Raw genomic sequence first — 26,081 nt, 5'->3', positions numbered from 1 at the left:
TGTAGGCTCAAGATCAAGAAACAATAGCTTTTCACTGGTTCTGGAGTACGCACCATGACCCCCTTAGCGCGATCGCTAGCTGCCCATCCCACTAGCTTTGCCACTATTGAGCGCTATTTACAGCAAGAAGAAGTGATTATTTTGCCCATGGCTACCGTCTATAGCTTTGTGGTGAATGGCACCAGCCCAAGGGCAATAGCGAACCTACGCCGTCTCAAACACTTTAGTACAGAGCAACCTCTGGCTATTCTCACGCGGAGCGATCGCGCTGCTGAAGTGGCAGAACTCTCTCGAGATGCTAAAACCATGGTGGATCACTTTCCCTATCCTGTGACCATGATTGTCAAGGGTAAACCCCACCTCGATCCACAAATTATGCAGGGGTTTAACTGTGTTTATCTGGCCTGTCCCGACCAGTTCATTTACGATCTAGTGGGGGCTTTGCCCTTCTTTTTAGTGGCAGCAACGGTCAAGGTGGGAACGGAACTGATTGTCAACTTTGAGGATGCCCAAAAATACTACGGCGAGCAGGTACCGCTGATTGTGGATGGCGGCCGCTGTCGCTATGGGCGGCGGGGCACACTCGTGGACTTTACGCTGGCATACCCAACAATCATGAACTTTGGTCCTGTATCGGTGGATGACTTACGACCCATCTTGCCCCATATTATTTTGCCCTCCCATTTAATGAAGTAGATATAGTTCATTTGAGAAGTAGCCCCTTTGACTCCCCACTATGTACGACCGACCAGAACCTGAAGCGGGAGCTATGATGAAAGATCAGCCGAAATAGACTTAAAGATAGCAGGGAGGGTGTAGTCATCCTTTTGAAGCGGAAATCTTTAGAATGGGGTTACAGGTCATCTCATAATAGCCAGTTTTAATGGAGCGAGAAGAAATTATTGCGCTCATTCAGCGTGAGCTACCGCAGCTTGTGGCTCAAGACCCCAGCTTGAGAGATTTCATCCTGCGCACGGTCTTGGACGTTTCTTTGCCTCGCCGTGAGGCAGATATCAAGTTTGACCGTATCCTCACGGAACTACAGCGCGATCGCGAGGAACAGGCCAAGCGTTTGGAAGAACAGAACCGCAAGTGGCAAGAACAGGATCGCCGCTGGCAAGAGCAGGCCAAGCGTTGGGAAGAACAGGATCGCAAGTGGCATGAGCAACTTGCAGAGATTCGGCGTCTTGACAAGCGGTTTGACAGTACAATTGGTGCCCTTGGTGCTCGCTGGGGAATTGCTTCAGAAACCAGCTTTCGCAACGCCCTCGCTGGCATTTTGACGGAATCCTTTGGGGTTGAAGTTTTGAACTTAACCCTCTACGACCATGAGGGTGAAGTCTTTGGCCGCCCTGATCAAGTGGAGCTAGAATTGATTATCAAAAATGGCTTAACCATTGCCTGTGAAATCAAATCTTCTATTGATAAGGCAGGGATGTATATTTTTGACCGTAAGGTAAATTTCTATGCGCGGCATCACCAGCGCCAAATTGACCGCAAAATTGTGATTTCGCCAATGGTTGATCCGCGTGCACGACCTGTGGCTGAGGCGCTAGGGATTGAACTCTATAGTTATGCCGACTCAGTGGAGGGCTTGTAATAAACGATAATGCGGGTGAAAATGCCCCACCACTAGGCCAAGCTTGGAGCATTGGAATCCCGCACCTGTATTTACGAGCCCTACAGCACGACTTGGCTGCAGCACGTCTTTATCAGTTTTTGCAGTTCGGGTCAGTTGAGTGGCTGTTGCTCTCTAGGTACCTACAATCAATGCTTCAACCGATGAAACGGAAGCCATCTGTCGGGAATATGCCGCTAAGGATAAACGGATTCGCTACGTGCGACAAGCCCAGAATTTGGGCGCGGCAGCGAATTTCAAGTATGTGCTGGATGAGGCAAGGGGAGAATATTTTATGGGGACAGCGGCAGATGATAAGTGGGATCCAAGATGGATAGAGATTCTTTTGCCTGTCTCTGCTCGCACTCAATGTATTGCCTTTGGCACATTACAAACCATCGATAGCAGTAGTAATCCAATGCCACATCCTGCCAATAGACGAAATTTCAGCTATACAGGATCAATACTCAGTTGAAGATTGAAATACTATCTGGAACCGGCTTTCTTGGGTAAGGCCAACCCTATTTACGGCATACATCCGAGGCATCTTTTATTCTCAGTAGATGTATTTAACATTCTTGTATCAACCAAAACAGCAGCGGACATGCGTTTAATCTATGCGTTGCTCGCACGGGCTGAAATTAGGGGAAACAACGGGGTAGTATTGTATAAGCGCATTCATTCAGACTGCGCGAGTAGTGGTGTTCAGACACTTACCACGAATAAAAACTTCGCCTCAAAAATTTGGGAGCTCTTTTGCCAATCCTCTGAGGGGTTCAAAATTCAAGAACTAAGAAATTACAGCTCGTTAAGCACAGGTTTTGAACGAGCTATTCTAATTACTTTGTTCCCGTTGAGTTTGATATACATTATAGGTGAGAAGTTGAATTTGACATACATCATACGCGAGAAGATCAGGAATAATCGCCGATTTTTCGCAAAATGAATCCCGCGATCTCAGCACCTGATGCAGAAGTGTTGAAAGATAGTTTGAGAGGCAAGAAAAAAAGAAGAAATGTCGTATTCTCCCCTGAAAATAAGAAAAAATAATCAACTTACTAGGTCATCTTTTGCAACTCTTATCAAGTACATTCTCAATCGGCTCAGCCCTTGTGACTACCCCGTCCTGCACTCTCAATTATTTTTCAAAATCTGGTTGACCGACATTCTCGACCAAGGGTTAACTAGCATGAGCGCCTTATTTTATCGCTTGAATCATTCATGGGATTACGGTGGACATGTTCACTTTTTCCAAAGCCAATAAAAGTCGGACAACCCGCTTATTTGAGGGGATTTACACTCAACTGATGTCTCAAGCTCAAAAGAGAAATTGTGCTTCAAGTCTGACGCTGTTTCCTATCGATTGAACCATCATTACCCTGACCAGTAAACTCTTTTGAGTGAGAGGAAGTGTTCATTGATTGTACGTATCAAGAATAACATGAGAATGAAGCTCAATCATGAGAAATATCGCGTGGTTCAATTTTTTGACGAGAATCAAGCGGTGTTTCGTATAGCGACAAATCTAAAGCATCTGAGTGATCCTGAATACTTTGGGAAGAAGCTATTGGACGAGTTGCAATATTTGCAACTGGAACTCAGTCGTCGCTGCTCGATAGGGCATTGGAGCCTTGATTGGCCGCCAGAGCTACTGGTCACTTAGAATGTCAAGTTTTGTTGCAGAATTCAACACTTCTGCGTAGTACTCTTATGTGAAATAACTAAGAAATTATATCACTAGTAAGTTGAGACTCGAAATTTTGTAACCTATTTTACATTGTTTCAATTTGTGAAGCTGCGACAATGGTGACCAATGGGCTGCCCGTTTATGATAGGGGATAGCGCGTCAACAGCCACTTCTTTAGATAACCTATGGATAATCTCAGCCAACGTTACCTACGTCTGTGCCAAGCCTATAGCCAACTGGCAGAACGCTATACCAAACTTGATATTGACCACATGACGCTGCGGGAGAAGCTCGTCCCCTTTTTGATGGCGTTCAAATATTACAAACAAATGACAGAGCAGCTCACGGCTGAAAAAGAGGCGATGCAGCGGGAACTTAATGATTTGCGCGATCGCTACCAGTTGCTCGTGAGTCAAAATGGCAATGCCCCCATCAATGAAGAACTGTTCAGTGCCCTTGCTGAAGCAGAGGAGCAGATGGGACTCATTGAAGAAACCCTCAAAGAACAGGACGCTGACCCCGACCCCAACCTCCTTCCCCTTGAAAAGCAATTGCTGGAAGAATATACAAGGGGGAGTGGTGACTTTCAAGCGCTGCTCCCGCAAGCGTTGAGTCACTCCGGGGGGACTACCTAGATGCTCTGGCCAGCCAGTGAAGAATTTGCTGCCCTCTGTCGTGCCCAATTAGAACTTGTTGTCAATAGCTTGGGTGCCTCTTCGCTGGCGGTCTATCTGAGTGAAACGCTCAACGACTCCCCCTCGTGGTCTCCCGTTGCTGTCTATCCAGAGGCAGCAGCAGCCCTGAGCTTACCAATTCCCCCAACACTGCCACCGCCAACCCAAGCAGCAGAGACCCCGTTAAGCTATCGCCCTCAACAGGTCGTTTCGTCCTTGGCCAATCAACTGATCCTGCCCCTGATGTACCAAAATTGGGTCTTGGGGGTACTGGTGGCGCAGCGGCAACACCGTCCTTGGCTGGCGGCAGAGCAGGCACAATTGCAACAGGTGGCGCAAACACTGGCGATCGCCTGCGTCTTGGATCAACGGCAACAATGGCTCAGCCACTCCCCTGCCAACCCACTGGATCAACAGCAACAGCGCTTTGATGACCTGCTCCATCAACTGCGCAATCCCGTGGCCGCCATTCGCACCTTTGTCAAGCTTCTGCTCAAACGGTTGGAACCTGATCACCAGGGGCGCCCTCTCGCCGAAGGCATTGCCAAGGAAACAGAGCGGCTCATGGCATTGTTGGAGGACTATCGCCAACAGCGCAACGAGATTCCCGCCCTCACGGGCAGCCAGCCCCTACCCCTTGCGGGTAAACCCCTCGATCTAGCTGAAACCCTCTCACCGCTGATCACCGCCGCCCAAGCCCGTGCGGAAATGGAGGGCAAAACCTTTGTCGTGGAGAGACCGCCCCAACTGCCGCCCATCTGGCTAGAGGAACGGGTGCTTCAGGAGGTTGTGGGCAATCTGCTGGATAATGCCTTTAAGTACACCCCCAAAGGCGGCACCATTGGTTTGCGCTTGACCCTCACGCCCGCAGTCTTAGAATTAACCGTTTGGGATACCGGCTGTGGGATTCCTTTGGAGGTGCAGTCACGGCTCTTTGAACGGGGCTACCGCGGGATTCAAGCCGACAGTGGGATTGAGGGCAGTGGCCTGGGGTTGGCGATCGCTCAGGATTTGCTGCGTCCCTATGGCCTCAGTCTGCGGGTCACGAGTCCCTACGAGGGCGATCGCGGTACGGCCTTTACACTGACGATTCCCTTGCCAATGAAGGTGGAACGATGAGTGCTCTGAAACAGCGTCTTGCCAAGATCAGCAGTCAGGGGCATCAATTCCTTGTGGTGATCTTTGCCCTACCCCTATTGATCTCCGCCACAACGGGAATCGCCCATCGTCTTGGGCGCAGTTGGTTTGGGCTATCTAAAGACTTTGGGCGAGCAATGATGACCCTTCATGAAGGCCGCTATCTGGGGGAATGGGGCGTGCCGCTCTATGTGTTGGTCATTGGTCTGGGGTTGCTGGGAATCATTGCCACGGGTTTGGCTCTCCTGTGGGGGCGATCGCTCCCGGCGCAGTGGTCAGCACGGCGGCTGCATCATCTTTTGGCTGCCATTGCAGCATTGCCCTTGCTTGTGAGTGCCACGACAGGAATGGCCTATCGCCTTGGCCGCAACTGGTTTGGCCTCTCCAAAGAACAAGCGGCGATTTTCCTGAGCCTGCATCAGGGAACCTATTGGGGCGAGGTGGGGCGTCCCTTCTATGTTCTTTTGGTGGGTCTGAGTTTGTTGACACTTCTGGCCACGGGACTCTCGATGCTGACTCTCCTGCGACGGCTGCCCCACTGGCGTCCTAGGGTGACCCCGGAAACCTAGCTGCGAAATGTTACAAACTATGAGCAAGCGTTGCCAAAGGTAAGCGCCTATGGAGTAATAAATACAGCACTTGATCGCGACTGTTATTCCACAAAGGAGTTGTTCATGGCGCTGACCGATACCCAAGTTTACGTTGCCCTTGTGATTGCGCTGCTGCCTGCGGTGTTGGCATTTCGGCTGTCCACTGAGTTGTACAAGTAGTTGCACCTGTTATCGCTAACTGGCTGCATAACGTCATTTCTCCAAACTAAAATTTATCAGGCGGTTCCCGATGTTGTCGGTAAGACAAAGGGGCTGCTTTTTTCTTTTTATACTGATAGACAACTCGCCGTTCATGGTTTAGTCATGGTTCACTCTCCTCGAAAAATTCCTGCGATCGCTTGGGAAGCGGGTGCCAAAATTGCAGTGAATCTGATCCTGCTCGCCTTTGCCCTAGGGGCGATCGCCAAGCTGGTGCCCTATCAACTCAGTCAACTGCAAAAGCTCCATGCCCTCGAAGCAGAAGTGGCGCAGCTGGAGGCACGAGTTAAGGAGTTGCAATTGGAACAGGAGCGCGATCGCCAACCCCAAGCACGGCAGCGCATTGCCCAAGAGGAGGCCAATTTAATTGCTGCTAATCAGCGGCGGATCATCTGGGTACAACCTAAAAACCCCAAGCAAGAACCGGACTAAGCCCAGCCTACAACAAGGCCAAGACTAAACCACAGACACCACAGAGGGCAGCACTGAGGGACGCATAAGTCATTTTCCGTTTTTGCCGCTTGTACTGCTGGCTAAGTTGATCCTCAACACTCAGGGAAATGATGAATTTTTGTCCCCGCTTTTGTGGCTTTTGCAGGCGGAGTACCCCCCCCTGATCCGAGGCCATGCCCACCACTGAAACAGGTTGCCCCAAGGGCAGCACCCACTCCTGATAGCGATAACCCAGCGTCGTCGTGCTACCAAAGCGCCAATTCAATGACAAGAACCCCAAGGAAAAGGCAAAGGAATGGGGTTTATCCGCAGGCCGCAGTTCGTCTAAGACCTGCATTGCTTCAATCTCAGCACCGAGGGGGTTTACCTCAATTTCCCCCTGATGATCTCGCAGAAAAAATAGGGTTGACTGCTCATGGCGGCCAATAATTTCCGACTGGCGTTCTCGACGATTGTGGCGATCGCTCCCCTCTTTTTCATACTCGCGGCTGATGATTGTTTTGTAATAAACACAGGGAATACGCTTCACTTCCGAGAGCAAGGGTTGAGACGTGGTGACTTGGCCAACCACCTGCACGTACTCGCGCCAACTGCCGCTACCGATTTCCTGAGCCACCTGTTGCTGGCATTGCTGTAACTCACGAATAGAGCTAGGGTTGGCCACCTTCATTGCCTTTAACTTCAGCCGATAATAGCCCTCAAGGGCAAAGAGAAAGGCCGACCCCGTTAAGCAAAGGTGAGCAATAACCCCCATGACTGGCGCTCAATCCCTCTCTGATGGTTTTAGAGAGAACTGTCTTAACTCAAGGATAATAAACCAATGGTGAGGCCAAAGAGACCATCAACAACGAGCGTACTCAAGACAGCGCCCATAAATCCCCACACAGGCAAAACAGCGGGATAGCCACGACGAATCTGGGATTCAAAGAGGGGCAGCAAACCAATGAGGAGCAAACTCAGGCTCAAGAGAACCCCCCACACTTGGCCACTAAAGGTCTGGGCTTGGGCGATCGCCTGTGCCAGCATCTCCTGAACGGAAATCACATCCCCTTCAAGGTACATGATGGCTCGCCAATGGGGGATCACATCAATCAGGTAAAAGTAGGCATCGGTGATGGCGGTGCCCAGAAAAGAACCCAAAAAAAAGAACACCCCCACCAGTTGCTGCCGCTGCCGTAGGTGCCAGAGCATGAGCGGAATGGGGAGCGCCTCAATGGGCAAGTGCCACAGGGGTTCCCAGCGCAACCATCCCCAGTAGAGCGACCCTGCCCCCCAGCACCAGCTAAATCCATAGAGCATCTCCCCCCAATAGCGGCAGTGGGGTTGGCGTTGGAGATAGAAACTAAGACCTAGAAGCAGCGGCGTCAGAGCCAAACTCAGCCAAGGCTGTGTCCGCACGAGGGGCGCTTCAATAAACACGGGAACCGACACCAAGAAGGCAGCAAAGCCAAAAAGGAACCAAGCCAGCCGTGAGCCAAGGCGCAGCGCAGGAAAAACCGAGGGGGAGGTAAGAGCAGTCAAGGGAATATCAGGAATTGTTAACTTTTATTTCTTTCCTTTAAGGTATCACAGGCTGGAACGTCGTGGTCGGGGCGATCGCCGAGGGGCTTTTGAACGCGCTTTGCGCCGCAGTGTTTCTGATAGATCAATAAAGACATCCCGCTGCAAAATGGGGTAGGTGCCAATCCAGAGGCGATGGCGGGGCAGGAAAACTTCAGAAATCAGTTCAATCTCTGCCAGATCAGGACGACGGGAGAGAACCAGCATTTCCGCTGCATCGCCGGGGCGAATCCCTCGATGTTGACGCAGTAACTTGGCCTGCACTCTGGTTTCAAAGCCGGTTTTATCACCAATCTCCAGATTCAAGCAGCGTTCACGGTTCTCGATAATCACCAGTTGCCCCTTGTCGTTCACCGTCTCCTCTTTGCCCACCAATTCTTCGGTGACATAGACATCCAAGACGCGCCCGCGCCAAAAACCCCCATAGGGAAACCGCCGATGGCGACGATTGCGAAATGAGGCCAACACTGCCGGTGCCCAGAGCCAATAGAGACCTGCAATCAGACCCAAAACCAGTTGGGTGCTATCCCCTAAAAAATTCAAACCAAAAGCAACAATGGCCACCGCCACCACAGAGAAGGTTAAGCGTCGTAGAAAGTCCTGAAGTTTGCCCCAAACATAGCGATACTGGGAACCCGTGGCCACCAGTGGCACCAATTGACGGACTTTTTCTTGGGTGAGGGGAATGAGCACAACCAGTTAGGGCGTAGGCGTTGTCTCCAGTGTATTCGTGGCGGGACGAGGCGGCTGGCGATCGCGCCACCAAGCAAGGAGGGTACTGGCAATAAAAATACTGGAATAAGCCCCCGTCGTGAAACCAATGATCAGCGCTAGGGCAAAGTAGCGCAGCGTGTCACCGCCAAAGATGAAGATCGTAATCAGGGGCAGTAGGGTCGTTAGGGTGGTATTAATCGAGCGGCCAAGGGTTTGCACAACCGCCTGATCCACCACCTCTTTAATGCCGAGGTCAGGGTTGAGCTTCAGGGTTTCCCGCACGCGATCGTAGATCACCACCGTATCGTTCACAGAAAAACCAATGATCGTGAGCAGCGCCACAATAAAGAGGCTATCAATTTCCACCCCTGCCACGAGTCCCAAAATGGCAAACACCCCCGTGGTCACCAACACATCGTGGACAAGGGCGACAAGGGCAAAACAGGCATAGTCAAACTGAAAACGCAGCGTGAGATAGATCGTAATGCCAATAAACGACACCAAGAGCGCCAGCAACCCCGATCGCAGGATTTCTTCGCCAAGGGTAGGGCCAACGGTCTCAATCTGCGTTTTCTGGGGGTCAAAGTCACCAATTTTCTGCGTGAGGGCAGCACTGAGGCGAGTGCGCTGATCCACATCGAGGGGTACCGTTCGAATACTCACCCCGTACTGATCAATAATTTGCAGGCTGCTGTTGCCTAGGCCTTGCTGATTAAGCACTTGACGCACCGCATCAATATCAATCGGCTGAGAACAGGTCTGCGTAGCGCTACAGGCCAGTTCAAATTGCAGCCGTGTGCCACCGATAAAATCCAAGCCCAAGCGCAGGGGACTCCCTAGGGACACCCAAGAGATGGCCATTGCCACAAGGCCACTGAGAATGACTACTAAGGATAACCCCCACCAGAGCGATCGCTGGCGATTGACACTAAAGCTCATCGAAAGCTCTCCAGTTTTGGACAGAACCAATTGGGCTGACGCAGACTGGGAATGCTAATGGCGTAAAACAAGAACGTGCGACTACAGGTCAGCGCCGTAAACATACTAATGCCGATCCCGATGGCAAGGGTCACGGCAAAACCGCGCACAAACCCTGTCCCCAAGGCAAAGAGGGCAGCACAGGCAATCAAGGTGGTGACATTGCTATCGAGAATACTGGCAAAGGCGCGATCAAACCCCGATTCAACGGAACGGTAGAGGGTTTTGCCTGCCCGTAATTCCTCGCGGGTGCGCTCAAAAATCAGCACATTGGCATCCACCGCCATACCAATACTGAGAATAAAGCCCGCAATCCCCGGCAGTGTCAGCGTCACCCCAAACAGCAGAAACGCCGCGTAGGTAAAGATGGCGTAGAGAATCAGGGCAATATCGGCAATCAATCCCGGCAGGCGGTAGTAGGCCACCATAAAGATCAGCACCAGCACCAAGCCCGCCAAACCGGCATAGAGGCTATCGCGAATGCTATCTTGACCCAGCGAAGCCCCCACCGTGCGGTTTTCCACCACCTCGAGGGGAACGGGCAGCGCCCCCCCTTGTAACTGAATGGCTAAATCATTGGCAGTTTGGGCAGTGAAGCCACCGGAAATCTCTGCACTGCCGCCAACAATCCCTGTTTCTGCATATTCCACCGCTACCGTTGGCGCACTAATCAGGCGATCGTCAAGAAAAATCCCCAGGCTGCGCCCCGTGCCAGCAATCTCCTTGGTCAGTTGGGCAAAAAGTTCAGCCCCTTGGCTGTCAAAACGGACAATCACACTCCAGTTCGGGGATCCCGGGGCGACGGGACTGGCAAAGGCTTCCCTGAGCATTGCGCCTGTCAAATCCGAGGGCGTGAAGAGGCGGGCGATCGCCTGCTGGCTTTTTTCAAGGGATTCACGGTTTTTGGCCAGCTTTGCCTCAATCTCCTTCAGGGCATCAGGATGATTGGCATTTTGAGCCTGCTCCGCCAAGAGTTGCGCCTGTTCCAAGAGCAGTTGCGACTGAAGTTGCCGCTCAATTTGCAATTGGGTCTCTGTGCCCGGCTTCTGGGCGGCAAAGAGCAGTTGTGCCGTCCCCTTGAGAATCCGTTCCGCCTGCTGAGGATCGGTGACCCCCGGCAATTGCACCAAGAGCTTGTCATCCCCAGCAGTTTGCACCACAGCTTCGGCAACACCCAAGCCATCAATCCGCCGTTGCACCACCCCTTGCACTGCCGCCAGCACTTGGGGCGTAATTTGGGGCACCTTATCCGTTGTTTGCACCTGCAACGTCAGTTGGGCACCCCCCCGCAGATCTAAGCCCAGTCGAGCCGGTGTGCGCACAATGACCCACGTGGCGGCCATCAGCAAGACCAAAATGACAATCAGCCAGCCGCGATATTTACCCATGGTTAGACCTGTCCCTGCACCAGCTGCTGCACGGCCGCTACAATTTGGGGCGGTTGCACAATTGTGAGATTCTCTAGGGTACCGTTGTAGGGGGTGGGAATATCTTGGGAGGAAAGGCGGACCACAGGCGCATCCAGTTCGTCAAAGTAGCGTTCCATAATCGAGGCCGAAAGCTCAGCCCCAATGCCACCGGTTTTCATGCACTCTTCGACAATCACCACCCGATGCGTTTTACGAACCGAGGCACCAATTGTCTCAAAGTCCAAAGGCTTTAGGGAAATTAGGTCAATCACTTCGGGGTCGTAGCCCTCTTTTTCAAGGGTTTTCACCGCTTGCAGCACATGGTGGCGCATCCGCGAGTAGGTCAAAATGGTAACATCTTCGCCACTGCGGACAATCTCAGCTTTATTGAGGGGCAGCAGGTATTCCTCTTCGGGAAGGTCTTCCTTGAGGTTGTACAGGAGTACATGCTCAAAGAACAGCACTGGGTTGGGATCACGAATCGCCGATTTGAGCAAGCCCTTGGCGTTGTAGGGGGTTGAGCAGGCAACAATTTTTAATCCGGGGACTGCTTGAAAGTAGGCTTCAAGACGCTGCGAGTGCTCTGCCCCCAATTGCCGGCCAACACCGCCGGGACCGCGAATCACAATCGGAATTTTAAAGTTGCCGCCAGAGGTGTAGCGCAGCATGCCAGCATTGTTGGCGATTTGATTGAAGGCCAAGAGCAAAAAGCCCATGTTCATGCCCTCGACAATGGGACGCAAGCCGGTCATTGCTGCCCCGATCGCCATGCCGGTAAAGCTATTTTCAGCAATGGGGGTATCCAATAGACGCAGTTCACCATACTTTTTGTAGAGGTCTTTGGTGACTTTGTAGGAGCCGCCATAATGTCCCACATCTTCCCCCAGCACAAACACTGTGGGGTCACGCTCCATTTCTTCATCAATGGCAGCACGAAGGGCATTAAACATTAAGGTCTCGGCCATGGTTGCGCGGCATACACTCATTAAGGACTATTTCCTAGGGTAGTTGAAACTGCACCGCTTGCGATCATGCTTATCAGACTCATCATTAAACGCAATCTATTCTCAACTCCCCCTAAAACCTATTGAGCATAGACTAGAGATCAAGGGCGCATTTACTGCCTAATGATTTTCGGAGTACCAAACATGACCACCTTGGCGCGATCGCTCCCCGCTGATACTCGCAGCTTTCAAACCATTCAAACCCACTTGCAGCAGGATCATGTCATTATTCTGCCCATGGCCACGGTCTATAGCTTTGTCGTCAACGGCACGAGTCCAAGGGCGATCGCGAAGCTGCGTCGTCTCAAGCACTTTAGTACGGAACAGCCCTTAGCCATTCTCACCCGGGGCGATCGCGCGGCTGAAGTGGCAGACCTCTCCCAAGAGGCAAAAACCCTGCTGGCTCACTTTCCCTACCCCGTCACTATGATTGTCAAGGGCAAGCCCCACCTAGACCCACAAATTACGCAGGGTTTTGATTGTGTCTATCTCGCTTGTCCCGATCGCTTTATCTACGATCTCGTGGGTGCCTTGCCCTTCTTTTTGGTGGCAGCAACGGTGAAAGTGGGGACGGAACTCATTGTCAGCTTTGAGGACACCCAAAAATACTATGGCGAGCAAGTGCCGCTGATTGTGGATGGGGGGCGCTGTGCCTATGGACGGCGGGGAACCCTCGTGGACTTCACCCTTGAATACCCAACCATTATGAACTTTGGCCCTGTGTCTGTGGATGACTTGCGACCAATATTGCCCAACATTATTTTGCCGTCACATTTAATGAAATAGATATAATGATTGAGCATTTTCGCGTTAGGGGGGCGTCACTATTTCTCAGCATTGCCAGTCCCTACTGATTACGGGTGTGGATACCGGTGTGGGCAAAACGATGATCACGCGGGCACTGTGGTCTTACGCCCATCGCTATCGTCCCCAAGAACGCTGGGGCATTCTCAAACCAATGCAGAGCGGTACTGCGGTCGAAATTGGAGATGGTGACTACTACTGCCAAACCCTGCCCCTACAACAAACCGCCAGTGAAGTGTGTCCCCTCAGTTTTGCAGCGCCCCTAGCGCCTCCCATTGCCGCCGAGTTGGAACAGCGCACGATTGATTTAGCCCCTGTGTGGCACACCTACCAGCAGCTTCAGGAGCAGTTTGATTACCTTTTAGTGGAAGGGATTGGCGGTCTAGGGTCGCCCATGACTTGGGAGTGGACGGTGGCGGACTTGGCAGCCGCTTGGAAGTTGCCCATTGTCTTGGTGGCAACGGTGCGCTTGGGGGCGATCGCCCAAATTGTGGCCAATATTGCCCTTGCACGGCAGTACAAGCTGGACATTCGCGGTCTGATTCTCAACTGTGTCACCCCCTGTAGCGACACGGATATTGCGCAGTGGACACCACCAGAATTTCTCAGCCGTTTTACCCAAGTGCCCGTGCTGGGGGTGCTGCCCTGTGGTCAACACTCCAATGAGGAGTTGGCGGAAATGGTCGCCGAATGGCCGCTGCATCTGCTTTGGCGTTGAGGACGGCGAGGCAAGAAATTATTTTGCGGCCGATCAAAGCGCATAATAAAAGTGACTTAGATTAATTGACACAACAGATCGCTGAACTGACCTATGCTAAAGCTCTATGGTGGTGCTAAATCCCGCGCCAGTATTGTTCGCTGGTATTTAGAAGAATTGGGAATTCCCTATGAATTTGTGCTGATGGATCTACAAGCCGGGGAGCAACATCAGCCCGACTTTCTCAAACTCAACCCCATGGGTAAAGTGCCTGTGATTGTTGATGGGGATGTCGTGCTCTGGGAATCGGGGGCGATTTTGCTTTATCTTGCCCAAGTTCACGGTGAATTACCTAAGGATGCGGCTGCCGCTGCCCAAGTTTATCAGTGGGTGCTGTTTGCCAATTCCACCTTGACACAGGCAATGTTTCCGCCTGAAACGCGCGATCGCCAGCTGCCGCGACTACTCAAAGGCATTGAGACCGCCCTCATGGGGCAATCCTACATTCTCGGCAATGACTTTTCCGTTGCCGATGTCGCCCTCGGGTCAGTGCTGGCCTATCTACAGATGCTCTTTCAGGTGGATTTGAGTCCCTATCCTGCAGTGGCGGACTACGTGGCTCGCTTGCAACAACGGCCTGCATTCCAGAAAGGCTTACTGGGGGCTGGGGTATGAATGTGATCTTTCGTGAGGTCGATCCCTTTGATTTATGGATTTGGGTGGAATTTGCCGCACCGCCTTCATCCGTTGAGCAGCAGTACCTTGAGGAAGTGTTTAACTCGTGGTTTTTCCTCGGGAAGCTGGGGGGATTCAATGCTGAGAATCTCCAAGTCCAGGAAACGGGGTTAGACCTCAGTTACCTAGAGTACGATCGCGCCCAAGCCGACAGTTCGATGATGGCCGTGATGCACAATATGGGCGAGTTTGAATACAACGATCGCTGGGCACGCTGCTGGTTTGACTTGGGCACCAGTGACGCTTTAGCCTTGGATGTCCTGATTAATGCCCTCAATCAATTCAGTGAGGACTATGTACCCTTAAAAACGCTTGTCATTGGCGGTGACAACCCCGAATGGCCGATCGCCACCAGTGAACAGCGGGAAATGATTGAACAATCGGCGTGGAACTAAGTGCGCGGCGTCTTGCCCTCGATGCCCTAGAACGGGTGGCCAAGGGAGCCTATGCCGATGTGGCACTTCATCAGGTGTTGCAGCAGCGGTCTCTCAAGGAAGGCGATCGCGCCCTGATCACTGAACTGGTCTATGGGACTATCCGCCAACAGCGCACCCTAGATACCCTTGTTCAGGGGTTTTGTCAGCAACTGCCGCCCTTGAAGGTACAGTTAGTGTTGCGCCTTGGCCTCTACCAACTGCGCTATCTGGATCGCGTTCCCCCCCATGCTGCCGTGGACACCAGTGTTGAACTGGTCAAAGAGATGGGTTTAGGCGGCTTTGCCAAACTGGTGAATGGGGTCTTGCGCCGTTACAGCCGCTCCACCACCGATCCCCTTGAGGCTCTCATTGCTCCCCTGCCCTTGGTCTCCCAACTGGGATGTCGCTATAGCTTTCCCGATGAGCTGATTGCATCTTGGTTGGAGCGTTTAGGACAACAGGAGTGTATTGCCCTCTGTCAGTGGTTTAATCATCCCCCCCGCCTTGATCTGCGCCTCAATCCATTGCGGACAACGACTAACCAACTGATGGCTGACTTTGAGGCAGCAGGTTATAGCCTGAAACCGATTCCCGACTTGCCCCAAGGACTCGTCCTGCCCCACTGTGGCCAACCCATGCAGTCACTCCCTAGTTATGCCGCAGGCCACTGGTCAGTTCAGGATCGGGCAGCGCAGTGGGTCAGTCATTTGCTGGCTCCGCAGCCCGGTGAAGTCGTGATTGATGCCTGTGCAGCCCCGGGGGGTAAAACCACGCATATTGCTGAGTTGATGGCTGACCAAGGCCGCGTCATTGCCTGCGATCGCACCCCCAGTCGCCTGCGGAAGTTGGCGCAAAATCGCGATCGCCTCGGCCTGAAGAGTATTGAAATTCACACCCTTGATAGTTCAACAGCAGGGGATTTTGCAGCGATGGGCGATCGCGTTCTTTTAGATGTGCCCTGCTCCGGTACAGGTACCCTCCACCGCCATGCCGATAGCCGCTGGCAACCCCTGAGAACACGCTTGGCTGAACTAGTGCCCCTGCAAGCTCAACTCTTAGCCAATGTTTGCCAGTGGGTGAAACCCCAAGGTTTGCTTGTCTATGCCACCTGTAGCCTAGAACCTGCCGAAAATGAAGCCCAGATTCAACACTTTTTAGCTCACCATCCCCAGTGGCACATTGAGCCGCCACCCCCAACCTTTCCCCTCAAAGCTACCCCCGAAGGCTGGATCACCGTGTGGCCGCAACGGCACGATATGGATGGCTTTTTTATGGTGCGGTTGCGACGCGGTAGCTAAGCCCCAAAGCCACCAAAATTAAAAGACCTACCCCCATCAGGCCAGCGATCGGGTTGCCATTGATGCCGGTTAGCCACTCTGGCGCTACCCCCGTATAGCTCACCAATTTGCCCACGTTGACACCAAAATAAGCCCAGACCAAGCCACCGTGGAGTCCCATGGGAAAGCCCAATCGTCCGCCAAAGATCCATTTACTCAAACCAAGAATCCAGCCCAACAGTGCCAAGCCGAAAAACTGCGGCCATGTGGCCAAAATGACCTCCAAGGGATGCAGATAGTGCAACGCGGCAAAGATCAGGCCATTGAGCACCAAGGCAAACCATGGTTGGTACTCTAGCTCTAGCTCCTGCAACAGCCAGCCGCGAAACAGCAATTCCTCAGCAAAGCCCACAGCAACACCGGTGAGGACGCCATCCAACAGCAGTAGCCCAAAGCGATCCGGTAGCCCCTGCCACGTTATCCAGCCCAAGAGTCCTTCGATGAGAAATAGCAGGGCAACCAAAAACATCCCCGCCAGCCAGCCCAGCAGGGTATCCCGCCCAAAGTTCCACCCCCCCTTAAGGCCATAAAACACTAGGGGCGATCGCTGTTGGTGTACCCGCCGTCCCCAGACTCGCAGCAAGAGAATAAAGATGAGGTACAACAGCCCCATATTGACAAAGCTGGCAGCACCGCCCTCTCCCCAGAGAAAATAGATGCTCAAACCGATGGGCAGCCACAGCAGCACCAGCGTTAGGGCAAAACTAACGATGCGAATCCAGAAGGGACGGCGGATCATTTGCCGCCAAAATTGAGCGAAAATTGGCCTATTCAGTCGGTTCAATGGTACTCGTCAGCCCTGCCATTTTCAGGCCTTCACAATAAAATTCAGCATGCTCAAGGGCACAGGTGATCACCAAGGCCACCCCCGTCAGGTGCGCCTCCATCATGATATCCACGGCTTGCGGTTGGGTGAGGCTCGGCACCGTCTTCAGCAATACCTCCACCACATACTCCATGGAATTGACATTGTCATTGTGAAGGAGCACACGATAGCGGGGCGCCAACTTGCGAACGGTTGCTGGTTTTTCAATGGTTTGCACTGACATTGTTGGCCATGCCTCCATTCAGTGGACATTCAGTATCAGGAATTCAGCAAATATGCTTAAGATTTTAGCAAACGGATCAAACTTGACCACTTGCCGATTCCGGACGCAACAGTGGGAAAGCAATCACATCGCGAATACTGGGGGAATCCGTCAGCAACATCACCAAGCGGTCAATACCAATCCCTAGGCCTCCTGTGGGTGGCATTCCATGCTCTAGAGCTGTGAGGAAATCTTCATCAACACTGTGGGCTTCCAAATCCCCAGCCGCTTTGCGCCGTGCCTGTTCCTCCAAGCGTTGCCGTTGATCCAATGGATCCGTTAACTCCGAAAAACTATTGGCGTGTTCGCGACCAACGATAAATAATTCAAATCGCTCCACCAGTCCCGGTTGGCTGCGGTGGGGCTTGGCCAAGGGGGAAATCTCCACAGGATAGTCAAGAACAAAGGTGGGTTGAATCAATGTCGGTTCAACAGTCTGCTCAAACACTTCGTTAAGCACTCGGCCAATCGTGTCACAGGCGTCTAAGTCTTTTACCCCTGCTTTTTGGGCTGCTTTCTTCGCCGCTGCTAGATCGCACAATTGGCGAAAATCAATCCCAGTGGCTTGCAACACTGCATCGTGCATGGTCACCCGTCGCCATGGCGGCGTCAGATCAATCGTTTCCCCTTGATAAGTCATCTTGAGCGTGCCCAACACCTCCATCGCTGCTGTGGTGATGATTGCCTCCGTCAGCGTCATCATATCGTTGTAGTCGGCGTAGGCCTGATAGACCTCAATGGACGTAAATTCAGGGTTGTGCTTGGTTGAGATGCCCTCATTGCGAAAGATGCGCCCCAGTTCATAGACCTTCTCAAAACCACCGACAATCAGGCGCTTCAGGTGCAGTTCTGTGGCAATGCGCAAATAAAGCTGCATCTCCAGCGTGTTGTGATAGGTAATGAAAGGACGAGCCTCGGCTCCCCCGGCTTCCGCCTGTAGCACCGGCGTTTCAATTTCAATAAAGCCTTGTTCATTGAGGTAGCGGCGAATGGCGGCGGTGATCAGTGCTCGCTTGCGGAACGTATCGCGTACGTGGGGGTTGACAATGAGATCCACATAGCGCTGACGATAGCGTTTTTCCACATCCGTGAGGCCGTGCCACTTGTCCGGCAGAGGCAGCAATGACTTCGTGAGCATGCTGTAGGATTCCACCACAACCGAGAGTTCACCCTTTTCTGTGCGCTTGAGGGTGCCCACAGCGCCAAGGATATCGCCGACATCCGTCAGGTGTTTCAAATCGGCAAAGGCGGCTTCCCCCATGCCTTGGCTAATGGTTTGCTTATCGAGGTAAAGCTGAATTGTGCCGCTGTCGTCCTGAAGTGTAAAAAAGGCCAGCTTGCCAAAGACGCGCCGCGCCATAATCCGACCGGCGACACTGACGCGATCGCCCACCGCTTCACCAGCGGCCAAGTGAGCATATTTTTCTTGCAGAACTGCTGCAGTATGGGTGCGCTCCCAACGATAGGCATAGGGGTTCATGCCCTGTGCTTGCAGTGTTTTGGCTTTCTCAATCCGTGTTGCCCGAATTTCGGCTCCCGTTGCCCCCACGTCGGCCATATTGGTAGAAACTCTCCACGATTAGCAAACCTTAACCTTCTCATTGTACGCTCTGGAATCGGTACCAACGCTGCTAAAGGGGAATCGAGTACAGTGGATGCTAGTGCAACCGACAACGTAGAACAAACGGCTATGACCCCTGCGAAGTCCCCTCGCCGTAAAGTGTCTAACCCCATTGACCTCCAGAATCCGCAGTACTACTTCAACCGCTCCCTGAGTTGGCTGGAATTTAATAAGCGGGTACTCCACGAGGCCTATGACCCCCGCACACCGCTCCTAGAGCGGCTGAAATTTATGGCCATTTTCAGTTCCAACTTAGATGAATTTTTCATGGTGCGGGTGGCGGGTTTGAAGCAGCAAGTGGAAAGTGGCATTGTTCAAGGGGGAGCCGATGGCATGCCCCCAGCGGAGCAATTACAAGCAGTGCGGCAATATCTGCTACCAATCGTTACTGAGCAACACCGCTATTTCGACCAAGAATTGCGTGCTCTCTTGGCCAAGGAAGCCATTTTTCTCACCCGCTTTAATGAGTTGACCCCTGAGCAGCAGGCCTACCTCAACGACTACTTCCAAGCGCAAGTTTTTCCGGTGCTCACCCCCTTAGCAGTCGATCCGGCGCACCCCTTTCCCTATATCTCTAGCCTCAGCCTCAACCTTGCGGTTCTGATCCGTGATCCCGAATTTGGCCAAGAGCGACTGGCACGGGTGAAGGTACCGAATCGGTTTCCGCGCTTTGTTGCCCTGCCCCAACATTTGCACTCGCCTCAAGGTGCCCATTGGCTAGGCGTTCCCCTCGAAGAAATGATTGCCCACAACCTTGGGGCTCTCTTTCCGGGGATGGAGATTCAGGCCTACTTTGCCTTTCGCATTACCCGTAGTGCTGATCTTGAACTGGAAACGGACAAGGCGGATGATTTACTGATTGCCATTGAACAGGAAATTCGCAAGCGTCGCTTTGGCTCGGTGGTGCGTCTAGAGGTGCAGCGGGGCATTCCACCGCTTCTGAGGCAAACCCTGATGGAAGAGATGGATCTTGAGGAGATTGATGTCTATGAACTGGATGGTCTGTTGTGCCTCAATGATTTGTTTGCCTTTATGAGCTTGCCCCTGCCCCACTTGAAGGATTCGGAATGGCACCCCCAAGTGCCTCCCCGTTTTCAGCGGGTGGAAGAGCGGGAGTCAATGTTTGACACCACCAGTGAGATTACAACTTTGGGCACCGACTACTGGGAAGCCGTGGCCAATGAACTATTTAGCCTGATTCGGGAGGGAGATATTCTGGTGCACCACCCCTACCATTCCTTTGCGGCAACGGTGCAGCGCTTTATCACCTTGGCGGCCCACGATCCCCAGGTGCTGGCGATTAAAATGACCCTCTATCGCACCTCAGGGGACTCGCCGATTGTCAGTGCCCTGATTAAAGCCGCAGAGAATGGCAAACAGGTGGCGGTCTTGGTGGAACTGAAGGCGCGCTTTGACGAGGAGAACAATATCCTCTGGGCACGGAAGCTGGAAAAAGTGGGCGTCCACGTGGTCTATGGCGTACCGGGTCTCAAGACCCACACAAAAACGGTTTTGGTTGTGCGCCAAGAGGCGGGGCAAATTCGTCGCTATGTCCACATTGGCACGGGCAATTACAATCCCAAAACTGCTGGCCTCTATGAGGACCTAGGGCTGTTTTCCTGCCGTGACGAGTTAGGAGCGGATCTCTCGGAACTCTTTAATGTGCTCACGGGCTATTCCCGCCAACGGGATTATCGCCAGCTTCTCGTTGCCCCGGTCACAATGCGCGATCGCACGCTGCAATTGATTTACCGTGAGATTGAACACGCCCGCAATAGTCACCCCGGCCGAATTATTGCCAAGATGAATGCGATCACAGATACGCAGGTGATTCGTGCCCTCTATGAGGCGTCCCAAGCAGGGGTAGAAATTGATCTAATTATTCGTGGCATGTGCTGTCTGCGGCCGGGGGTACCGGGGGTGAGCGATCGCATTCGGGTGATTAGTATCATTGGCCGCTTTTTGGAGCACTCACGGATTTTTTACTTTGGCAACAATGGCGAGCCAGAGTACTACATTGGCAGTGCCGACTGGCGATCGCGCAACTTAGACCGCCGCGTTGAAGCCATTACCCCCATTCAAGATCCAACCATTCAACTGGAACTCAAAGAGCTGCTGGAAATTATGTTGGCAGACAATCGCCAAGCGTGGGAGCTGCAACCCGATGGCACCTACCAGCAACGACAGCCAGCCTCCGGCGAACCCGAACGCGGTACCCACCGTGTTTTAATGGCACGTACCCTCAAGGAAGTAGAAGCGAGCCGCTAGCTAGCGCCTGCATACCCTTGCGCCATGGCTCGAAAGTCTGGACTGTTTTGCAGGAGTTCTTGGTAGCTCCCGACAGCCGCCACTTGGCCATTGGCCATTAGGTACAGGCGATCGCACGCCATGACAGTGCTGAGGCGGTGGGCAATCATAATAATGGTTTTTGCACCACTAAGGGCTTGAATCGCATCCATCACTCCCGCTTCCGTTTGATTGTCAAGAGCCGCTGTTGCTTCATCCATAATGAGCACTGAGGGGTTGTGGTAAAGGGCGCGGGCAATGCCAATTCGCTGGCGCTGTCCTCCCGAAAGGCGCACCCCCCGTTCACCCACAACGGTATCTAGTCCCTCAGGCAGAGTACGGACAAACGTGGATAACTGAGCCGCTTCTACCGCCGCCCACAAAGCCGTTTCATCAATGGCCTCTGCCGGTAAGCCAAAGGCAATGTTGTGGCGCAGCGTGTCATCGGAAAGATAAATGGTTTGGGGAATATAGCCAATCTGCCGTTGCCATTGGGCAAGGTTGTGGTAAATACTCTCACCATCCACACGAATATCCCCTTGAGAAGGTTCTAGGAGTCCCAAAATTAGATCGACAATCGTGGTTTTCCCTGCCCCTGAAGATCCGACAAAGCCAATCATTTCCCCCTGTTTAATTGTGAGAGAAACCCCACAGAGGGCTGGCCGAGGGGCATTGGGATAGGTGTAGTGCAGATCAATTAGTTCGAGGCGATCGCAAAAAGGCTTGATCGTAACAGGTTCTGGCTGATGAATTTCTAGCGATCGTGCCTCTAAAATGTCATCGTAAATAATATCTACAGAAGCAGAGTAAAAAATGACACTATTCAAACTCACCATCAATCGGCTGGCCGAGGGCAAAAGTCGAAACGCAGCAGCCGCAAATAGAGAAATCAAAGGTAAGACCTGAGCCATTGACCCCTGCTGAATCAGTGTCAGAATGATAATCAGAATAATGACTGTGACCGCAAGGGTTTCAAAATAGGAGCGGGGCAGTTGGTTAATAAAATTCAAGAAGAAGTTGGCCTTGCGATCCTCAATCAGATTTTCTTCATAGACATCGAGAAAGATCTGCTCACGACCCAAAACCTTGACTTCCTTAATACCCCCTAAGCCTTGATTAATACTTTGCACCACTTTTTGGGCGTAGTGAACCCGTTGAGCACCGATTTTTTTCAGTTTTTTACGGAAGAACCTAAAGAAGAGATAAGATAGAATCGCTAGAATTGCAATGACAACTAAGGAAATAAATGGATTACTCAATATAATTACTGTAAAAATAGCAAAAACAATCAAAGATTCTGAAATAATAATTAGCAAAGGTAGTAAGTAGCCATTAAAAATATTAGTGGTTTCATTGTTGGCATTTTGAATGAGTTTTGCTGTATTATTTTGCAAGTGAAAAGTATAGGGCTTAAAGAGATAGCTGCGCAAGAGCATCACTGAAAATTTGCGCTGCTTTTCATTCAAAAACTTAAACTGAAGATAGTTGCTCCCTGCAATAAATAGGTTTTTACAAATAAAGAGGATAGCGAAGCTAATGCTGAGAATGAGCAGCCATTGATACTCTTCCTGTGGGGTTAAGGGGGCTGCACTGTGACGCCAAAACAGAAGATCATTGAGGCGACTGGGCTTTTCAATAACGGCAATAAAGGGTAGCACCAAGCCTACCCCCAAGGCTTCCCAAATACTGCCAATGAGCATCAAGACACCAATGCCTGCCAGTTGCCAGCGATCGCCCCGATCCAGTAGTCGCCAAATTTTGCCAAGGGAGCGCAGTGCAGGGTGCTTTAACATTCCGTTTTAGGGGTAACAACGCCTTGATCTTAGGCTACTTATGCCCAAGTCGTGCTTCCCAAATCTGGCGGAATATCTTGCCAGCGACCTTGACCGACAGCCCGAACCGCTTCCCGCAAATCCACTGCTTTGGTATAAAGTGCCTTACCGACGATCACCCCCGATAACCCTTGGGGACTGAGGGCAAAGAGACTGAGAATATCTGTGAGGGAACCCACGCCACCCGATGCAATGACCGGGCGATCGGTTGCCGCCAATAACTGCCGCAGTGCTGGAATATTCGGCCCTTGGAGAGTGCCATCCCGCTGAATATCGGTGTAAACCAACCCTGCTACCCCCATTGTTGCCATTTTTTGGGCAAGATCGGTGGCCAAGATCGTTGAGGTGTCTAGCCAACCCCGCGTTGCCACATAGCCATCGCGAGCATCCAGCCCTACCCAAATGCGTCCGGGGTATTCTGCGGCCAAACTGGCCACTAGCTCTGGATCCTCAAGAGCCACGGTACCCAAAATGGCACGATTGACACCTTGGAGAAAGAGATCAGCCACTGCTTGGCGCGATCGCAAGCCACCCCCCACCTGCACAGGAATTTCAAGGGAGGCGACGATCTTGGCAATCAGATCATAATTTCGCGGTTCGCCCGTTTTGGCTGCATCTAGGTCAACGACATGCAAGCGGGGAGCACCCAACCGCTGCCAGTAGAGGGCAACTTTTAGAGGATCATCATGAAAAACCTTGACCTTACCATAGTCCCCTTGCACTAGGCGCACACATTTGCCGTCAAGTAAATCAATGGCGGGGATAACATCCATTGGCGTCAGAAATCCTTAATTGAAAAATTGAAAATTTGAGCGTAACTCCCATCCTAGCAGTCACAAGGGGTGAAGCGCATCGGAGGATTGCTAACATAGTCCCCTTCGTTCCTGAATTGACAAGAGCCACCCATTGAAGGCCGCGCCCTGTCTAAATTCCTGTGGCGATCGCGTGATTATGCAACAGATTTAATGGGATTCCGTTTGAACATGTCCCCCAGATCCTCGCGCAGCAGGTGGGGAAACCTTCATAGGCGGACAGAAAATTCAGGCTGCATTTCCTCGAGCCTTGGGAATTTGAGTGCTGCTCACCAGTCACGGTAAGCTAACAAACAAAGGATTTGCTTGGGGTACAAGGACATGGCTGTTGCTGCCGCCATTATTCTCTTGTTGTTGAGTGGCTGGGTGAATGACCATCCGTGGGGATGGCTGCTGATTCTTGGTCTAGGGTTGGGCTATTGGTACTGGCGGCGATCGCCCGCTGCGCCAAACCCGGCTCCCCCTCAACCTTCTCTGCATCCTCAATTACTGGAAAAGCAACTGGCAGACACGCGGAGCCTTTTGCAGGAACTTCCCATAGAGCGCCAAGCCTCCCTACAATCAGCCCACAGCCAACTCCAACAGCGGTTAGATAGCCCAACGGTTGAGGTGTGTGTTCTCGGGCAATCGGCCTATGCTCTCAATCGGGTGTACGATGCCGTCGCTACCCTACCCCTCGATAGCTGTACGTTTCAGCAGCAAACATTGGCAACGGTGCCCCAGGCAGACTTAGTGCTTTTGACCGTAACGGGTGCCCTTACCGCCAGTGAGTTTGAGATGCTGCGGGTATTGCAAGCAAGCCATTATCACGTTCTTGTGGTGTGGTATCCAGAAATGGTGCAGGAGCGCGATCGCCCGAAGGGCGCGCTTTGCGATCGCGTGGCAGTGCATTTACAGCAGCAACTGCAACAACTCCAGATTGGACAAGATCAACTCATTCCCTTTACACCCCACAATCCCCAAGAACTCACCTCCGCAGTGCTGCACTGTCTCACCCAACAGCGAGCGAATCTGGTCTTAGCCGGCACCTATCGCCGTGCCCAACAACTCCATCAACAGGCGCAATCCGCCCTCAACCAGTATCGCCAAGAACGAGCCACCCCGATCATTGAACGCTACCAATGGCTGGCAGCGGCGGCAACGGCAGTGAATCCTCTTCCGCTTCTGGATCTCGTCATGGCCGGGGGGCTATTGGTGCGCCTCACGTGGGATCTCGGTCAAATCTACCAACGCTCCTTTCGCTTGGCGGATGCTGAACCCCTTGCCAAGGAGCTATTGCGGCTAATGGTGCAGTTGGGGGCTGTGGAACTGGGCACCCAATCCCTAGGACAGTGGCTCAAGGGCAATTCCCTCACCTATTTGGCAGGGAGCTGTTTACAGGGGGCAACGGCAGCCTATGTGTTGCGCTTGAGTGGCTTGAGTTTGATCCATTACTTTGAGACTGCTCCCCAAGCAAAATCTCTGCCCTTGGTGACTCGATTGCAGCAAAGCCTTCAGTGGGCACAGCAACAGGTGGGACGCTCTCCCTTGCAAACCCTAGGACAGTCTCTTGCCTTGCCGTCGGCCTAGCCAGTAACGCAGGAGTTGAGCGGCAAAAAGCACAACAAATGCGGGATTGTTCAGCAGATAGCGTTGCCAGAGGCGGCGGGGTTCTTGCAGGAGTCGAAAGAGCCACTCCAGACCGATCGCCATCATCCAGCGAGGCGCTTGCGCCACAACGCCACTGTGAAAATTAAAGGCCGCTCCCACACCCACCAAGACAATCGGCAGAAAAGGGCTTTGGCGAGCCATCCACTCCTCCTGCTTGGGACAGCCAAGGCTGACAAAAACCAGATCAGCACCGCTATCAAGAATGCGCTGGCGATCGCTGGCCTCCTCCTCAGGGGTCAAGGGACGAAAGGGAGGCGCGTAGGCACCCACAAACTGCATTTTGGGAAAGCGCTCTCGCAGATTTCGTTGCAGCCGCTCTAACACGAGGGGTGCACTGCCATAGAGGAAAATACGCCAGCCTTCCTCTTGGGCGCGATCGCACAACGCCAGCATCAAATCCGGTCCATAGACCCGCTCTGCTTGCGGAAAGTCCAAGAGCCGTAAGCCCCACACCAAGGGCATGCCGTCAGAGGTCACCAGTTGGGCACCATTCACCACCCGTTGAAAGGGCGATCGCCACACCCCCGTCATCACCACATGAACATTCGCGGCAACCACATAGCCCCCCTTGCCTTGAGCAATCCACTCAGCGATTAGATCACAGGCTTGGTTGTAGGTGGTGACATCAATCCGTGTCCCTAAAATGTGCGCCGACTCCACGCTGGGGCTACTCCGCATGTTTCACTTGATTCCAGCGTAGGACATTGGTTGCAGAACCGAAGTGAACATCCGACAATGCAAAGCAGATGTCATGTTGTGC

The 26,081-nt window shown here is 52.5% G+C and carries 28 protein-coding genes; 16 read left to right on the top strand and 12 right to left on the bottom strand.

The window, feature by feature from the left end; genetic code table 11:
• The first annotated feature begins 54 nt into the window (after window positions 1-54).
• From RHH81_RS04275 to RHH81_RS04240, 9 genes are all read left to right on the top strand, one after another.
• Window positions 55-696: an L-threonylcarbamoyladenylate synthase gene (locus tag RHH81_RS04275; protein WP_206201215.1), complete on the top strand. Its 642-nt coding sequence runs from the start codon at window positions 55-57 to the stop codon at window positions 694-696.
• Window positions 697-883: 187 nt separating this feature from the next.
• Complete coding sequence (locus RHH81_RS04270; RefSeq protein WP_310743432.1) at window positions 884-1,600, top strand: DUF3782 domain-containing protein; 717 nt, start codon at window positions 884-886, stop codon at window positions 1,598-1,600.
• Between the two features lie 166 nt (window positions 1,601-1,766).
• Complete coding sequence (locus RHH81_RS12995; RefSeq protein WP_206201612.1) at window positions 1,767-2,093, top strand: glycosyltransferase family 2 protein; 327 nt, start codon at window positions 1,767-1,769, stop codon at window positions 2,091-2,093.
• 972 nt (window positions 2,094-3,065) lie between these two features.
• Complete coding sequence (locus RHH81_RS04265) at window positions 3,066-3,281, top strand: hypothetical protein (RefSeq protein WP_206201213.1); 216 nt, start codon at window positions 3,066-3,068, stop codon at window positions 3,279-3,281.
• 209 nt (window positions 3,282-3,490) lie between these two features.
• Complete coding sequence (locus RHH81_RS04260; protein WP_206201212.1) at window positions 3,491-3,940, top strand: hypothetical protein; 450 nt, start codon at window positions 3,491-3,493, stop codon at window positions 3,938-3,940.
• Window positions 3,941-5,098, top strand: coding sequence for a HAMP domain-containing sensor histidine kinase (locus RHH81_RS04255; protein WP_206201211.1), 1,158 nt, complete (start codon window positions 3,941-3,943; stop codon window positions 5,096-5,098).
• Entirely contained in the window at window positions 5,095-5,685 is a 591-nt protein-coding gene (locus tag RHH81_RS04250) for a PepSY domain-containing protein (protein ID WP_206201210.1), read from the top strand. Before RHH81_RS04255 ends, RHH81_RS04250 begins: the two co-directional genes overlap by 4 nt.
• A 105-nt stretch (window positions 5,686-5,790) precedes the next feature.
• Window positions 5,791-5,886: a photosystem I reaction center subunit XII gene (gene psaM / locus RHH81_RS04245; protein WP_011056052.1), complete on the top strand. Its 96-nt coding sequence runs from the start codon at window positions 5,791-5,793 to the stop codon at window positions 5,884-5,886.
• 144 nt (window positions 5,887-6,030) lie between these two features.
• A complete protein-coding gene (locus RHH81_RS04240; RefSeq protein ID WP_149820046.1) occupies window positions 6,031-6,357 on the top strand; it encodes a hypothetical protein in 327 nt (108 codons plus the stop codon).
• Window positions 6,358-6,364: 7 nt separating this feature from the next.
• On the opposite strand, the gene RHH81_RS04235 is transcribed toward RHH81_RS04240, so the two are convergent.
• The 6 genes from RHH81_RS04235 to RHH81_RS04210 are packed head-to-tail and all read right to left on the bottom strand — an operon-like array spanning window position 6,365 to window position 12,004.
• Entirely contained in the window at window positions 6,365-7,132 is a 768-nt protein-coding gene (locus RHH81_RS04235) for an E3 ubiquitin ligase family protein (protein WP_206201209.1), read from the bottom strand.
• Between the two features lie 44 nt (window positions 7,133-7,176).
• Window positions 7,177-7,899 (bottom strand): DUF3120 domain-containing protein, encoded by a 723-nt coding sequence (locus tag RHH81_RS04230; RefSeq protein ID WP_225901652.1) that lies wholly within the window; start codon window positions 7,897-7,899, stop codon window positions 7,177-7,179.
• Between the two features lie 45 nt (window positions 7,900-7,944).
• Window positions 7,945-8,631 carry a phosphate ABC transporter permease gene (locus RHH81_RS04225; protein ID WP_206201208.1) on the bottom strand — a complete coding sequence of 229 codons (687 nt, stop codon included), beginning with the start codon at window positions 8,629-8,631 and terminating at the stop codon, window positions 7,945-7,947.
• A 6-nt stretch (window positions 8,632-8,637) separates the two neighbouring features.
• Window positions 8,638-9,591 (bottom strand): protein translocase subunit SecF, encoded by a 954-nt coding sequence (gene secF / locus RHH81_RS04220; protein ID WP_206201207.1) that lies wholly within the window; start codon window positions 9,589-9,591, stop codon window positions 8,638-8,640.
• Window positions 9,588-11,018 carry a protein translocase subunit SecD gene (gene secD, locus RHH81_RS04215; RefSeq protein ID WP_206201206.1) on the bottom strand — a complete coding sequence of 477 codons (1,431 nt, stop codon included), beginning with the start codon at window positions 11,016-11,018 and terminating at the stop codon, window positions 9,588-9,590. Before secD ends, secF begins: the two co-directional genes overlap by 4 nt.
• Before the next feature lie 2 nt (window positions 11,019-11,020).
• Window positions 11,021-12,004, bottom strand: coding sequence for an alpha-ketoacid dehydrogenase subunit beta (locus tag RHH81_RS04210; RefSeq protein ID WP_206201610.1), 984 nt, complete (start codon window positions 12,002-12,004; stop codon window positions 11,021-11,023).
• Window positions 12,005-12,187: 183 nt separating this feature from the next.
• Between RHH81_RS04210 and RHH81_RS04205 the strand changes: the two genes are divergently transcribed.
• The 5 genes from RHH81_RS04205 (at window position 12,188) to RHH81_RS04185 (ending at window position 15,993) form a co-directional block, all read left to right on the top strand.
• On the top strand, window positions 12,188-12,829 hold the full coding sequence (locus RHH81_RS04205; RefSeq protein WP_206201205.1) for an L-threonylcarbamoyladenylate synthase: 642 nt from the start codon (window positions 12,188-12,190) through the stop codon (window positions 12,827-12,829).
• Window positions 12,830-12,905: 76 nt separating this feature from the next.
• Entirely contained in the window at window positions 12,906-13,565 is a 660-nt protein-coding gene (gene bioD, locus RHH81_RS04200) for a dethiobiotin synthase (RefSeq protein ID WP_255521500.1), read from the top strand.
• A 93-nt stretch (window positions 13,566-13,658) separates the two neighbouring features.
• Entirely contained in the window at window positions 13,659-14,219 is a 561-nt protein-coding gene (locus tag RHH81_RS04195) for a glutathione S-transferase family protein (RefSeq protein WP_206201204.1), read from the top strand.
• The gene (locus RHH81_RS04190) at window positions 14,216-14,674 is read left to right on the top strand and encodes a DUF3531 family protein (protein ID WP_149820062.1); all 459 of its coding nucleotides are present in this window, start codon (window positions 14,216-14,218) and stop codon (window positions 14,672-14,674) included. Before RHH81_RS04195 ends, RHH81_RS04190 begins: the two co-directional genes overlap by 4 nt.
• Window positions 14,665-15,993: a 16S rRNA (cytosine(967)-C(5))-methyltransferase gene (locus RHH81_RS04185; RefSeq protein WP_310743431.1), complete on the top strand. Its 1,329-nt coding sequence runs from the start codon at window positions 14,665-14,667 to the stop codon at window positions 15,991-15,993. Before RHH81_RS04190 ends, RHH81_RS04185 begins: the two co-directional genes overlap by 10 nt.
• Here the strand turns inward: RHH81_RS04185 and RHH81_RS04180 are convergent.
• From RHH81_RS04180 to lysS, 3 genes are all read right to left on the bottom strand, one after another.
• Window positions 15,965-16,771: a CPBP family intramembrane glutamic endopeptidase gene (locus tag RHH81_RS04180; protein ID WP_206201202.1), complete on the bottom strand. Its 807-nt coding sequence runs from the start codon at window positions 16,769-16,771 to the stop codon at window positions 15,965-15,967. The two genes, RHH81_RS04185 and RHH81_RS04180, sit on opposite strands and share 29 nt — an antisense overlap.
• 28 nt (window positions 16,772-16,799) lie before the next feature.
• The gene (gene clpS / locus RHH81_RS04175; RefSeq protein WP_024123996.1) at window positions 16,800-17,081 is read right to left on the bottom strand and encodes an ATP-dependent Clp protease adapter ClpS; all 282 of its coding nucleotides are present in this window, start codon (window positions 17,079-17,081) and stop codon (window positions 16,800-16,802) included.
• Window positions 17,082-17,157: 76 nt separating this feature from the next.
• On the bottom strand, window positions 17,158-18,678 hold the full coding sequence (gene lysS / locus RHH81_RS04170; RefSeq protein WP_206201201.1) for a lysine--tRNA ligase: 1,521 nt from the start codon (window positions 18,676-18,678) through the stop codon (window positions 17,158-17,160).
• Between the two features lie 132 nt (window positions 18,679-18,810).
• Between lysS and ppk1 the strand changes: the two genes are divergently transcribed.
• A complete protein-coding gene (ppk1, locus tag RHH81_RS04165; protein WP_310743430.1) occupies window positions 18,811-21,009 on the top strand; it encodes a polyphosphate kinase 1 in 2,199 nt (732 codons plus the stop codon).
• On the opposite strand, the gene RHH81_RS04160 is transcribed toward ppk1, so the two are convergent.
• Together RHH81_RS04160 and hisA are read right to left on the bottom strand one after the other, a co-directional pair.
• Window positions 21,006-22,820, bottom strand: a complete 1,815-nt coding sequence (locus tag RHH81_RS04160) for an ABC transporter ATP-binding protein (protein ID WP_206201199.1) — start codon at window positions 22,818-22,820, stop codon at window positions 21,006-21,008. The two genes, ppk1 and RHH81_RS04160, sit on opposite strands and share 4 nt — an antisense overlap.
• A gap of 38 nt (window positions 22,821-22,858) precedes the next feature.
• The gene (gene hisA / locus RHH81_RS04155; RefSeq protein WP_206201198.1) at window positions 22,859-23,632 is read right to left on the bottom strand and encodes a 1-(5-phosphoribosyl)-5-[(5-phosphoribosylamino)methylideneamino]imidazole-4-carboxamide isomerase; all 774 of its coding nucleotides are present in this window, start codon (window positions 23,630-23,632) and stop codon (window positions 22,859-22,861) included.
• Window positions 23,633-23,992: 360 nt separating this feature from the next.
• Here hisA and RHH81_RS04150 point away from each other — a divergent pair, with 360 nt between their 5' ends.
• Window positions 23,993-25,240, top strand: coding sequence for a YcjF family protein (locus RHH81_RS04150; RefSeq protein ID WP_206201197.1), 1,248 nt, complete (start codon window positions 23,993-23,995; stop codon window positions 25,238-25,240).
• On the opposite strand, the gene RHH81_RS04145 is transcribed toward RHH81_RS04150, so the two are convergent.
• A complete protein-coding gene (locus tag RHH81_RS04145; protein ID WP_302678936.1) occupies window positions 25,208-25,981 on the bottom strand; it encodes a WecB/TagA/CpsF family glycosyltransferase in 774 nt (257 codons plus the stop codon). The two genes, RHH81_RS04150 and RHH81_RS04145, sit on opposite strands and share 33 nt — an antisense overlap.
• Window positions 25,982-26,081: the final 100 nt, after the last annotated feature.

Origin of the sequence: Thermosynechococcus sp. PKX95 (genome assembly GCF_031583295.1) — a bacterium.
Classification (GTDB): Bacteria; Cyanobacteriota; Cyanobacteriia; order Thermosynechococcales; family Thermosynechococcaceae; genus Thermosynechococcus.
Note: the sequence above shows the minus strand (reverse complement) of the source record. Positions and strands in the feature narration are given on the sequence as shown.

What these genes read in the sequence shown, in the direction of transcription:
- RHH81_RS04275 (WP_206201215.1), top strand. Translation starts at nt 55, where the DNA reads ATGACCCCCTTAGCGCGATCGCTAGCTGCCCATCCCACTAGCTTTGCC.
- RHH81_RS04270 (WP_310743432.1), top strand. Translation starts at nt 884, where the DNA reads ATGGAGCGAGAAGAAATTATTGCGCTCATTCAGCGTGAGCTACCGCAG.
- RHH81_RS04265 (WP_206201213.1), top strand. Translation starts at nt 3,066, where the DNA reads ATGAAGCTCAATCATGAGAAATATCGCGTGGTTCAATTTTTTGACGAG.
- RHH81_RS04260 (WP_206201212.1), top strand. Translation starts at nt 3,491, where the DNA reads ATGGATAATCTCAGCCAACGTTACCTACGTCTGTGCCAAGCCTATAGC.
- RHH81_RS04255 (WP_206201211.1), top strand. Translation starts at nt 3,941, where the DNA reads ATGCTCTGGCCAGCCAGTGAAGAATTTGCTGCCCTCTGTCGTGCCCAA.
- RHH81_RS04250 (WP_206201210.1), top strand. Translation starts at nt 5,095, where the DNA reads ATGAGTGCTCTGAAACAGCGTCTTGCCAAGATCAGCAGTCAGGGGCAT.
- psaM (WP_011056052.1), top strand. Translation starts at nt 5,791, where the DNA reads ATGGCGCTGACCGATACCCAAGTTTACGTTGCCCTTGTGATTGCGCTG.
- RHH81_RS04240 (WP_149820046.1), top strand. Translation starts at nt 6,031, where the DNA reads ATGGTTCACTCTCCTCGAAAAATTCCTGCGATCGCTTGGGAAGCGGGT.
- RHH81_RS04235 (WP_206201209.1), bottom strand. Translation starts at nt 7,132, where the DNA reads ATGGGGGTTATTGCTCACCTTTGCTTAACGGGGTCGGCCTTTCTCTTT.
- secF (WP_206201207.1), bottom strand. Translation starts at nt 9,591, where the DNA reads ATGAGCTTTAGTGTCAATCGCCAGCGATCGCTCTGGTGGGGGTTATCC.
- secD (WP_206201206.1), bottom strand. Translation starts at nt 11,018, where the DNA reads ATGGGTAAATATCGCGGCTGGCTGATTGTCATTTTGGTCTTGCTGATG.
- RHH81_RS04210 (WP_206201610.1), bottom strand. Translation starts at nt 12,004, where the DNA reads ATGGCCGAGACCTTAATGTTTAATGCCCTTCGTGCTGCCATTGATGAA.
- RHH81_RS04205 (WP_206201205.1), top strand. Translation starts at nt 12,188, where the DNA reads ATGACCACCTTGGCGCGATCGCTCCCCGCTGATACTCGCAGCTTTCAA.
- RHH81_RS04195 (WP_206201204.1), top strand. Translation starts at nt 13,659, where the DNA reads ATGCTAAAGCTCTATGGTGGTGCTAAATCCCGCGCCAGTATTGTTCGC.
- RHH81_RS04190 (WP_149820062.1), top strand. Translation starts at nt 14,216, where the DNA reads ATGAATGTGATCTTTCGTGAGGTCGATCCCTTTGATTTATGGATTTGG.
- RHH81_RS04180 (WP_206201202.1), bottom strand. Translation starts at nt 16,771, where the DNA reads ATGATCCGCCGTCCCTTCTGGATTCGCATCGTTAGTTTTGCCCTAACG.
- clpS (WP_024123996.1), bottom strand. Translation starts at nt 17,081, where the DNA reads ATGTCAGTGCAAACCATTGAAAAACCAGCAACCGTTCGCAAGTTGGCG.
- lysS (WP_206201201.1), bottom strand. Translation starts at nt 18,678, where the DNA reads ATGGCCGACGTGGGGGCAACGGGAGCCGAAATTCGGGCAACACGGATT.
- ppk1 (WP_310743430.1), top strand. Translation starts at nt 18,811, where the DNA reads ATGACCCCTGCGAAGTCCCCTCGCCGTAAAGTGTCTAACCCCATTGAC.
- RHH81_RS04160 (WP_206201199.1), bottom strand. Translation starts at nt 22,820, where the DNA reads ATGTTAAAGCACCCTGCACTGCGCTCCCTTGGCAAAATTTGGCGACTA.
- hisA (WP_206201198.1), bottom strand. Translation starts at nt 23,632, where the DNA reads ATGGATGTTATCCCCGCCATTGATTTACTTGACGGCAAATGTGTGCGC.
- RHH81_RS04150 (WP_206201197.1), top strand. Translation starts at nt 23,993, where the DNA reads ATGGCTGTTGCTGCCGCCATTATTCTCTTGTTGTTGAGTGGCTGGGTG.